This is a genomic window from Sporosarcina koreensis (assembly GCF_001531445.1).
GTDB classification, from domain to species: Bacteria; Bacillota; Bacilli; order Bacillales_A; family Planococcaceae; genus Sporosarcina; species Sporosarcina koreensis_C.
In genome coordinates, this window is sequence record NZ_LQYA01000062.1 from 1 (window position 1) to 10,543 (window position 10,543).

The 10,543-nt window shown below is 43.0% G+C and carries 12 protein-coding genes and 2 pseudogenes; 3 read left to right on the plus strand and 11 right to left on the minus strand.

The window, feature by feature from the left end; genetic code table 11:
• Positions 1 to 5 precede the first annotated feature (5 nt).
• Both AWV70_RS09955 and AWV70_RS09960 read left to right on the plus strand, forming a co-directional pair.
• Positions 6 to 938, plus strand: coding sequence for an LCP family protein (locus AWV70_RS09955; protein ID WP_060206651.1), 933 nt, complete (start codon positions 6 to 8; stop codon positions 936 to 938).
• 234 nt (positions 939 to 1,172) lie between these two features.
• Positions 1,173 to 1,811: a hypothetical protein gene (locus AWV70_RS09960; RefSeq protein ID WP_060206623.1), complete on the plus strand. Its 639-nt coding sequence runs from the start codon at positions 1,173 to 1,175 to the stop codon at positions 1,809 to 1,811.
• A gap of 23 nt (positions 1,812 to 1,834) precedes the next feature.
• On the opposite strand, the gene AWV70_RS09965 is transcribed toward AWV70_RS09960, so the two are convergent.
• Both AWV70_RS09965 and AWV70_RS09970 read right to left on the minus strand, forming a co-directional pair.
• Entirely contained in the window at positions 1,835 to 2,971 is a 1,137-nt protein-coding gene (locus tag AWV70_RS09965; protein WP_060206625.1) for a M20 family metallopeptidase, read from the minus strand.
• A pseudogene (locus AWV70_RS09970) lies at positions 2,940 to 3,521 on the minus strand (oligopeptide/dipeptide ABC transporter ATP-binding protein); the annotation flags it as partial. The pseudogene AWV70_RS09970 and the gene AWV70_RS09965, both read right to left, overlap by 32 nt.
• Positions 3,522 to 3,745: 224 nt before the next feature.
• Here AWV70_RS09970 and AWV70_RS09975 point away from each other — a divergent pair.
• Complete coding sequence (locus tag AWV70_RS09975) at positions 3,746 to 4,981, plus strand: cytochrome P450 (RefSeq protein ID WP_060206628.1); 1,236 nt, start codon at positions 3,746 to 3,748, stop codon at positions 4,979 to 4,981.
• 46 nt (positions 4,982 to 5,027) lie between these two features.
• Here the strand turns inward: AWV70_RS09975 and AWV70_RS09980 are convergent, their stop codons facing one another.
• The 9 genes and pseudogenes from AWV70_RS09980 to AWV70_RS23805 form a co-directional block, all read right to left on the minus strand.
• Positions 5,028 to 5,684 (minus strand): Tad domain-containing protein, encoded by a 657-nt coding sequence (locus tag AWV70_RS09980; protein ID WP_060206630.1) that lies wholly within the window; start codon positions 5,682 to 5,684, stop codon positions 5,028 to 5,030.
• Entirely contained in the window at positions 5,681 to 6,034 is a 354-nt protein-coding gene (locus AWV70_RS09985; protein WP_060206637.1) for a hypothetical protein, read from the minus strand. The genes AWV70_RS09980 and AWV70_RS09985 overlap by 4 nt, the downstream gene beginning before the upstream one ends.
• Positions 6,035 to 6,124: 90 nt before the next feature.
• A complete protein-coding gene (locus AWV70_RS09990; RefSeq protein WP_060206639.1) occupies positions 6,125 to 6,724 on the minus strand; it encodes a hypothetical protein in 600 nt (199 codons plus the stop codon).
• A gap of 64 nt (positions 6,725 to 6,788) precedes the next feature.
• Complete coding sequence (locus tag AWV70_RS09995; protein ID WP_060206641.1) at positions 6,789 to 7,388, minus strand: hypothetical protein; 600 nt, start codon at positions 7,386 to 7,388, stop codon at positions 6,789 to 6,791.
• 57 nt (positions 7,389 to 7,445) lie between these two features.
• Positions 7,446 to 7,853 (minus strand): DUF4234 domain-containing protein, encoded by a 408-nt coding sequence (locus AWV70_RS10000; protein WP_060206643.1) that lies wholly within the window; start codon positions 7,851 to 7,853, stop codon positions 7,446 to 7,448.
• Positions 7,841 to 8,509: a hypothetical protein gene (locus AWV70_RS10005; RefSeq protein WP_060206645.1), complete on the minus strand. Its 669-nt coding sequence runs from the start codon at positions 8,507 to 8,509 to the stop codon at positions 7,841 to 7,843. The genes AWV70_RS10000 and AWV70_RS10005 overlap by 13 nt, the downstream gene beginning before the upstream one ends.
• On the minus strand, positions 8,506 to 8,853 hold the full coding sequence (locus AWV70_RS10010) for a hypothetical protein (RefSeq protein ID WP_060206647.1): 348 nt from the start codon (positions 8,851 to 8,853) through the stop codon (positions 8,506 to 8,508). The genes AWV70_RS10005 and AWV70_RS10010 overlap by 4 nt, the downstream gene beginning before the upstream one ends.
• Positions 8,850 to 9,443 carry a hypothetical protein gene (locus AWV70_RS10015; RefSeq protein ID WP_060206649.1) on the minus strand — a complete coding sequence of 198 codons (594 nt, stop codon included), beginning with the start codon at positions 9,441 to 9,443 and terminating at the stop codon, positions 8,850 to 8,852. Before AWV70_RS10015 ends, AWV70_RS10010 begins: the two co-directional genes overlap by 4 nt.
• Positions 9,444 to 9,446: 3 nt before the next feature.
• A pseudogene (locus tag AWV70_RS23805) lies at positions 9,447 to 10,543 on the minus strand (hypothetical protein); the annotation flags it as partial.

The following is a 10,543-nucleotide window of genomic DNA, read 5'->3' on the forward strand; positions in this document are numbered from 1 at the left end:
GAACAATGGCGGAAGCTTGGGATAAATCGTATAAGAAGGTGTTGTTGTGGGCGGGAGGAATTACTTGCTTCCTAGTGATCGGCCTCATTTGCTATGCGCTGTTCTTTGTAAATGAATTGACGGAGACAGCGAAAGAGATCCATGAGCCGATGGAACGTGACTTCTCTGAAAAACGGGAGGATCCGGTCGCTTTTCATACGCAAGACCCTTTCTCCGTGCTCATTTTAGGAGTGGATGAAAGAGAGGGCGATAAAGGGCGTTCTGATACGATGATCGTCCTGACCGTCAATCCGACGCTTCAATCGACGAAAATGCTGAGCATCCCGCGCGATACATACAACGAAATTGTCGGGATGGGATTTGAAGATAAACTGAATCATGCATATGCTTATGGCGGAATCGAAATGTCTCTTGCCACGGTGGAACATTTTCTCGACATTCCGATAGACTATGTCGTTCAAGTGAATATGGAAAGCTTCAAGGAGATTATTGATGCTGTCGGTGGTGTGTCTGTTGTAAATTCACTCGATTTTACTGTCGATGAGTATTCATTTCAAGAAGGAGAAATTGCATTGAATGGGGAGGAAGCACTCGCCTTCGTTCGGATGCGCATGGATGATCCGCGTGGCGATTTTGGACGGCAAGACAGGCAGAAGCAAGTCATTCAAGGGATTCTGCAAAAAGGCGCCAAGCTCTCTAGTTTGTTGAAATTCAAAAGTATATTTGAAGTGATCGGCAATAATGTGCGGACGAATATGACATTCGATGAAATGGTGGAAGTGCAAAAAAAATACCGGGACGCCGCAAAGTCCGTTGAGCAAATTAGGTTTGTAAAAGGTGAAGGGAAACGGATGGGTGGCATCTGGTATTATATGATGGATTCCGATGAGCTTGAGGAAGTGAAGGCGGAGTTGAAGGCTCATTTGGGAATAGATTGATGTTGCTGCAGCCTAATGATGTTGTTAGGCTGCTTTTTTGTTTTGATTGATAAGCTAGCGGAAGTGTTGGATAATCTTGTTAACGGGGATGAGGCTTGCTAATAGGGTAAAGTTTTCATTGTGTAAGGGAAGCTCTTGGTATTGCGAGGGGTTCTCGTTTTAACGCGTTGACTTCTCGTTTATTCCATGGATCGTCAAAAAAGCTGTTCCTAATCATAAAAAGAGGTGAATTCATTGAAACGTTGGCTTTGTATTTCGGTAATAGTTCTGATCTTCATGATTGCAGGTTGTTCGGATAACAAGTCGTCTGATCCGGTTATCAAGGATGAGGATAACCAATCAACTGTCGAAGTTGACGACGGCAAGGAGTTGGACGAACAATACCAACACGAAGAAGGTGCTGAGCAAACGACTGGAATAGAAAATAAACCGCTTGTCTTTGACATGGAAGACGGCAATCTAGTAGTGTACGGCCTGATATTAGGCGATGCTCCTTCAGATGCGAAAGCGATATGGGGAGAGCCGGAAATTTTGGATGAAGAGCCGATGGGCGATGCTGACACCTATCATTACTACTCTGCAGTAGGCATGACGGTCGGTTACTACGACGATATGCTTACATTTATAGCTGTCGATGCGGATGAAGAAGACCTACAAAAAATCACAGCTTCATTCAAAGGTGACCATTACAGGAATCCAGAGGGAGATGCGGATTACTTTTTCTCTCCTGAAAACGGACAATTGCTCATTTACGGCACTGCGAACAGTATTGACGGTGATCCTGAATTGCGATTGCTCATGTCCGATGAGAACTTCTTTTATTATGTAGATGAAGGGATTTACGAGAAAGTTGAAGAGGTTCCCGGTCGATGATGACGGGAACCTCTTTTTCTTCATTATTTATTTGCAAGTTTACGAATTACTTCTGCCAGTAAGCTTGTTCTTTCCACTAAAGTAGGAACTTCCAAATACTCATCAACACTATGTGCGTTTCCACCAACAGGGCCTAAGCCGTCTATCGTTGAAACGCCCATTGCTGAAGTGAATGAAGCATCAGATCCTCCGCCGGTTGCAACGTCAGTTATTTTAATTCCTAACTCGTCACCTGTCTCCTTAATAAGTTCCAAAAACTGAATCGTTTGCTCGTTTTTCACCATCGGAGGACGATTAATGCCGCCTTCCAGCCTGATCGTTGTGCCGGCGACGTCCGATGTTGTACATATTTCTCTTACCTGTCGATCAATTTCTTCCGCTTGTTCCGCATAAGTGATTCGCACATCCACATGAGCAGCGGCTGACGGGGCAATCGTATTGACTGACTCCCCTCCTTCAATCAAACCGACGCTTACACTAATCCCATCTTCGTGATTCGTCAATGCATGTAGCTTGATGATTTTGTGAGCAATCTCTTCGATTGCACTAATGCCGTTTTGCGGTTCAATGCCCGAGTGAGCGGCTTTTCCAGTCACATAAACGGAATAACGGCCTGCTCCACGACGTGCAGTTACGAGTGAACCATCCTTCCTTGCAGGCTCCATAATAAGTGCGTATTTTTTCCCCTCTGCAAATTTCTCAATGATTGGTCTTGATGTATGCGAGCCGATTTCTTCATCACCATTTAAGACAATTTGTATCTTTTCAAGTGCTCCCTGGTTATTTTCCTTCAATGCCTTAAGTGCATATAGAAGTGATACTTGACTCGCTTTCATATCTATGACTCCCGGTCCATACGCTCGGTCTCCTTCGATCGTAAACGGCCTTTCACTCGCCGTCCCGATCCGGAAAACTGTATCCATATGTGCAACAGCTAGCATTGTTGGATTTTCGCTGCCATGATACGTAATCACCATGTTATTCCCGTTTTCGGCCTCTTCAATGACGTCGACAGCAAAGCCTAATTCTTCATAAGCCTCTTTTAATATCCCGCCCACTTCATCGATTCCTTTTTTGTGTTGCGAGCCGGAATCGATATTGACAAGCTTCTCCAATAGTGAAAGCATCTCAGTTTGTTTCGTTTGCAAAAATTCCTTCATGATTTCCCATCCCTTCTTCCCCCGACAGTACAGTAGAGGCATCCGTGTTCAACGGGAAATGGCAAGCCGCGAAATGTTCGGCTTCCAATTCCATCAGTTCTGGTTCAACTAATTCACATTTTTTCTCCGCATAGGGACATCTCGTCCGAAATCGGCAGCCTGCCGGGATATCCACATTACTTGGGATATCTCCTTCAAGAATCACCCTTTCCCGATCCCGGATATAAGGATCGGGAAGTGGCACCGCTGAAACAAGGCTTACTGTATACGGATGCATCGGTCTATTGAATAATTGGGCTTTCGTAGTGATTTCAACTATTTTCCCTAAATACATAACGGCTATCCGATCACTAATGTATTTTTCTGCCGGCAATCCATGCGCTATAAAAATGAATGTGTTATATTCCTTTTGCAGTTTGATCAATAGATTCAACTTTTGTGCTTGGATGACGTCCAAGGCGGAAACCGGCTCATCACAAATAATCAATTTCGGTCGCAGTGCAATCGCCCAGGCAATTCCGATACGTTGGCGCTGCCCGCCACTCCTCTCCCCATCCTAATAAACTAGTAATTCACTATTTAGTGAATAATTATAAGTAATTTCAAATGAAATTACATAGGAATACAATATGTTTTCAGAATATAAAAATCAGTTTGACGAATTAATCATTTCTGACTAGTATTTAAGAATCAATATATTGTTTTTAACGTTAACAACTCATAAAACAGGGAATATTTACTTCATCACAATGTGAATAGGAGTTGTAGAATAGAATGCCAATACCTATAGACAAAGGTCTTGATCATACTTTTGATTTATTGACGGAAGGTTACCATTTTATGCGGAATCGTTTTGATGAGCTTGGAAGCGATATTTTTGAGACGAGATTGATGGGGAAAAAGATGATTTGCATGACAGGTCCGGATGCAGTGGAATTAATGTACGATGCTTCGCGTTTCCAACGGTCGGGAGCGGTTCCGAAGCGGATACAGAAATCGCTGTTCGGGGAAGGCGGTGTGCAGATACTCGATGGGACAGCGCATCAAGTTCGGAAATTGATGTTTTTATCGCTTATGACGGAGACTGCAATAAAGCGAGTACATGAATTGACGCTGGAGCAATGGAGATTGCGATCAAATCAATGGAGAAGCGGACGGAATATCGTTTTATTCGATGAAGCTGAGGAGGTCTTATGCAGCGTCGCTTGTTTATGGGCGGGTGTGCCTCTGAAAGAGTCGGAAGTGTCACAGAGGGCATATGATTTAGGAGCTTTGATTGATGCACTCGGTGGAGTCGGGCCGAGATATCGGGAGGGTCGGAAGGCGCGGAAACGGACTGAGGACTGGATCCGTTCATTAATTGAAGAGTTTCGTTCAGGAACAGTGGAAGGAAGTGGTCATGCACTGGAAGTCATCGCAACTCATCGCGATAAAAATGGACAGTTGTTGGATGCGCAAATCGCTGCGGTCGAATTGATAAGCGTTATTCGGCCGATAGTGGCGGTTGCCCGGTTCATTGTTTTTGAAGCGCTTGCTCTGCATGAATATCCACAATTTCGTGAGAGGTTGAATGGAGCGGATGATAATTATTTAGAGGCGTTTGCTCAGGAAGTTCGACGCTATTACCCTTTTACACCTTTTCTAGGTGCGATAGCCCACCAAGATTTTGAATGGAAAGGATACCAATTCACGAAAGGCGATACGATACTCGTCGATATGTACGGTACAAATCACGATCCGAAGAGTTGGAAGGAACCTGAGGTCTTCAGGCCAGAGCGCTTTTTTGAGGAGAAAGTGACACTTTATAACTTTGTTCCGCAAGGCGGTGGAGATCCTGCTCGGGGACACCGTTGTCCAGGCGAGGATATCACCGTCGAGATCATGAAAGCGAGTCTTTCCTTCCTTGTAAATGAACTTGATTATACAGTCGTTGAAGACCAGAATTTGTCGATTGATCTTGTCCGCATGCCAACCCTACCGGCAAGTCGAATGGTTATAAAGTTTAACTAGCAAATTAAAAAAGATGAGGGAAAATGTAGGTTTTCCTTCATCTTTTTCATCCGCCGGTCGACACGCCTCTTAAAAATTCCAATGACGGGCCATAGCCTTTTTGCGGAACTTCATTTGTCATGCTTTTGATATATTCCTCGGCACTATCTGTAATCGCTTCATATGTTACGTCTGCTTCCACTTCTACCCGGTATTCAGATGTAAAGGTAACTTCAATCCGTTCCTCGTTGCCGCCGTTTTTCTTAACTACGTCGCGCACTGTCCGCTTAAAAGATTCTTTAACCCCTCCTACATGTTTATTCACTAGGGAATTTAATTCACCATAAGCGGCCATTCTTGGAGGTAGGATATCATTCATCGCTTTGATGTATGCAATATCTTTTGCAAGCCCTCTATATTCACCAGCTTTTTCGTCAATAAGCTCGCCAATGGATTTTTCGTCATTTTCTCTTTGCAAAGTCCTTTGCTCGATAACTTCCTCAACCTCAGAATCTATGTCAAACTCCTTAATCGCGTCCTTGGTCGCTAGTACCAACACGGACGTCCCTGCCAGCGCGGCTAGTTGTGTAGCATTTACTGCCTGTTGCTTCACGGCATACACCTTTGCGATATTTAAGACGACGACACAAATAACGATTGATGTAACCATAATCCAGAGAATGTACACGAGGCCGCTTCCTCGTTCATTATCCAAATACTTCACTGGAGCATCACCTTGCCAGCAGCCTTAGAGTCGATTGCGACTGACATTGTCGACTTCCACTTTTCGGGGATGAACACGAGAGGATGCCTCGCTGCGATCTTCAAGTCAAATAGTCCATTTCCGCCAGATGTAACAGTGACAGTCGCATTAGTCAGCAAACTGCTATTTCCAATTGATTCGTTTACAGCCTCCCTCGCTTGCATTTCACTCCCCGTCAAAGCATACACTTGCGCACCATCATTAGCAGCTGATTTCAAGCTGAGCACTGCATAGCCCGAAGCGACAACTTGCCAAAGCAATAAGAAAAACAGGAAATAAAAAGGGAGTATGCCTAGGAACTCTATGCTCATCGAACCTCTTTCATTGCGGATGGATTTAAACTTTTTCAGCGTAAACACCCCTTCAATCAATCTTGTCTGTTGATGTTATATCAATCTACTTCAGTTGCCCTTCAGCTCCTCGAATTGTTCTTCCGTTAGCGTAAATGGGGTTGCAATGAATACTGCAAACCCTCCGAGCATGTATGCAAAGACAACCAATCCAACATTCTCATCCACCGATTGAAATCGTAGAATTACCATGATCGCAATGCCAAGGAGGACAATTCCTGCAAGTGCTGTTGGCCACATTACTAATTGCTTTATCTTACGCGGATTAACAAAGACTTCTCCTATCCTCTTTTTCACAAGATGTCCTAATACGAAGAGTAGTAAAGTACCAATGAATAGTGGCCAGAAAATTACTGTTCCGTAACTCATTCTTACAAAAGGCATTGTCGTAAAAATTGAGAACCCAATAAGCATCCAATACAGTTGGATGGAATAGTAACGCTTTGTGTCGTGCTTGTATCGATTCCACATCGTAATTACACGGAAAATAATTAAAGCCTCCACCACTAGATTAATAGGGAACCAAAAGAAAAAACGACCTTCCGGAACGGCACTTGCGGCTATTAATAAAAAGAGATGCAAGACAATAGTAAATCCCAGACGTGTTTCTGCAATCGGTTCGGATGCATTTTTTTCTAGTATTTTGTTCACTCTCCCGCTATTTCACACTCTCACTTCGTCTCCACTTGATTAAATGGCATACCTTTTGTCCTTCTTAATCGACCTTTAGCTTCTCGATTCGATCTTCGTCAAGTGAAAAAGGAGTTGCACAAAAAACCATAAAACCCCCTATCATATATATGAAAATACTAAGCCCCAAGTTAGGATGTGCCGGTGTGAAGCGCAGCACCGTCATGATGACCAGTCCTATGATAACAATGATGGCGAGCGCTTTCGGCCACTTGACAAGTTGCTTCGCTTTGCGGGGATTCACAAATACTGAAGCAATCGGCTCTTTCCATAAATGACTCCATAGGAATAAAAACACTGTACCTATCAGGAAAGGCCAAAAAGCTACCGAACCATATGTCGCCCTAACAAAAGGCATCATTGCAAAAATGGAAAGTCCGGTAAGGATCCAATACAACTGAAGAGAATTGTACCGTCTCGGTTCGAGCTTGCTATAACGCCTCCACAATAGGACAAGGCGCAACATGATGAAAGCCTCTACTGTCAGATTGATGGGCAGCCAAAAGAAGAATTTTCCTTCTGGTACAGCGCTGGCGCATAGCAGTAACAAAAGGTGCAGAAAGAATGTAAAAACAATAAGATTATCCGCTTTCACAGGCCTGTTGATGTTTTGTTGTGAAGCCATCAAGTTCCCTCCCCTTTGTGGGCAAACGCCATTGCTTCATACCATACTGCCCTTCAATCATTCAAGTCTGTTGATTTTATATTGCAAATACCAGATGTGGAATAAAATCAATAACACCCGATTAAAAATATTTTCTCCGTTCTTCTCTTCAATTGCCTCAGCAACACGGAAAACAGAATAATATGTAATGCCAAGTCCTATAAAGGTGATGATAATATTAAATGTATCCATAAAATCAACACCCATCTCGGTAAGGAATGCCCCTCCGATGACAAAATAGAAGGCGAGAAACGCATACATGACGAATAAGAATTTCAGCCAATTATAGCTCAATTGTACTTTCCCAAGTTGGCTGATCGAATCTCTACGTGAAATGAACCAATACGGCAAGTAAATGCCGAATGTCACATTCGTCAGCACAACAGCGAGCGCAGTATTTGTCTTCTTAAATGTCAGTTCGCCCATTCTTCATCCACCTCTTCTGTCATGCTTAGTAGTTTTTCTGATAAAGAGAACACTACAAAAGGAAAAATCACTAATGAAAATACAAGCCTTGTCACGTTAAATGCAACATAATTCATTTCCAAGAAAGAAGTAATATAAAGTACTCCAAACCATAATAATGTAGTAAAACATGACCAAAAGATGATTTGTATCCATACTTGAATAAAGTTGTCTAGATAGAATTCAACGGATGTTTTTATCCAATTGCGCAATGTACTATCGCGTTGGTACATGAAAGGCAGTATGAACAAAAAGGGGGCAATCAAAAACCCTGGAATGTAAAATGCGAATATGCCACCATACACCAAGGCAGAAACTAAAATGCCTATTACTAAAATCGGTCCGATTGACCAAATAAAGCTTTTCAGCATTTCCTTGAATTCCATTTCTTCGTCAATACTTACTCTTTTGTATAATGAATATAATGGGTGAATAAAAATGGCGAAAAGGATGATATTCAACAATAAGTTGACAAGGCTTTCCCTTCCCCCCCAATCGACGGATAACAAAGTAAAGCTATAATTGGAGAATACCATCCAGACCGGAACCATCACCACAATGCCGTACCCGATAATCTTCAGTAGCTGTGCATTGTAATAAAACGCTGCCTCTCTCAACTATGAGCCCTCCTTGCTTCTACCTTCCTAAAAATGAATACACTTACTATCGCAATCACAGTTGCATTGACAAAACTGAACAGTGCTACATCCGGTTCAAACAACATCGGAAGTCCGTAAAAGAATTGGGCAAATAGTGCATTGAATACAACCAATGTGCATGCCAACATGTAAGCGGAAAAGTATGGAAAATGAAATGTTCGAGTTAAATACCCTAATAATCCATATGAAAAAATCATGACAATCGTCGAATGAACCAAAAAGTTCGGGATAGCGAGGACCATGACAAAGCTGAACACAATCATTGCAACCGTTACAATTCCAAGAACTTGTATATACTTCATTTTTCCAAATACCCCTCCTTTACATGGGACTTATAAGCAAGTGAGCTAAATAGAAATAAGAGCCAGCATGAAAACAGATATATAATTGTAGTAAAATAAGGCATCATTGTAGTTGCGCCAAAATAATCGAATAGTATTCGGGTTGCCGAGATATTTCCCCCAACGCCTAGTATTGCAAGCAGAAAAGGGATTACATAATAAGGGTAGGCCATCCATTTCACTTTATCGGAATCCGGGAAGACGATTGGGACTTCCGTCCGCTGATCAATCCGTGCAAGAAAGTATATAATGACGAATATGCCGATCAACAGTATCTGAATCACTAAATGCCCGTTCAAAACTTTGAGCAATGGAAAAGTGAAAAAGAAGGTCGAAGCGTACAATTGATACGTAAGTGTCAATATATACGCTTTCTTCCTATTGGTAGGGAATCGGATTGATAATAGAATCGGCAATATTAGCAATATAGCAAGGATTACAATAGTCCAAGGAATTGAATTTCTATCATAATCCGGAATGAATACTACAACCGCTGCCGACCCTAGTGGAAGTAAGTATCCAAATATCATTGCCTTGAACGGATTTCCCATTCCCTACGACCCCCAACCAAACTTCTTAAACAAACTTTTCCCTATATTTACTGCTCCATCGAATACCTTCTTTGCACCTGCTTCGATTGCACCGGTAACTTTTTTGCCCCATTTCGTCTGGGTCAGTAATCCAAATACAACTCCCGCTCCGACTCCTACGACAGTACCTACGCCAGGAACAACACTTCCAAACATTGCACCAGAAGCTGCTGCTGCTCCGATTCCGGCGGCGGCACTAACAGCCGTTGTAGCGGCTCCTACAATAACGTCTTTCGTAATACCCGCTGCTAAAGAGGTGCCTGTCTTCCCTTGAGCAAGATTACTGCCGACACTTAAAGCAACATTCAATACGCCGTTGCCTTTCATGATAGTCTTCATTTTGAAGAAATCTTTATTCGGCACCCAGTTGTTCTTCAGGTACGATTTGACATCTTTCAACATCTTTTTTGGTGATGTGATTTCCTTCAAGAAACCATTGATATGCTTCTTCTTAATCTCTTTACCATCCCGAGGCTTATATACTCCATCGTTATTACCGATGATGACGTCTTTTCTGTTGTCAAAGGAGTTAAGATAATCAGAGTACCGCTTATTCACCCATTTGCTAAAACGATTATCGCCTTTGAGAATTTGGGCTTTTCCATTAACACGATACAGATTCCGATTTCCCTTGTGCGTCTCCAAATCTGTAATCTTGAATCCTGCCATTATCGATAATGCACCATCTAAGCCTTTGAAAAAACTTTTTTGATAACTATTTAACGTTTTGAGATGCTCTGGTAAAGTTTTTTCCTCGCCATCTGGTGGGGCATTTTCTTTTGTAGGTCCCCCGCCAGTCGTATTGCCTGAGGTTCCATTACTGGAGTCTGTTGAACTGCCGTTAGAACCGTCGCCCCCGGTTATATCGTTGCCACCCGGGCCGTTTCCGCCATTCGGACCCTCTCCTCCTGTGGAACCGTTACTACCATTCAGTCCATTCCCGCCGTTCGGATCGCTTCCGCCAGTAGATCCGTCGCCGCCGTTCGGACCTTCTCCTACGTTCGGACCTTTGCCGCCGTTTGGACCTTCACCGCCGTTTGGACCCTCACCGCCGTTTGGAC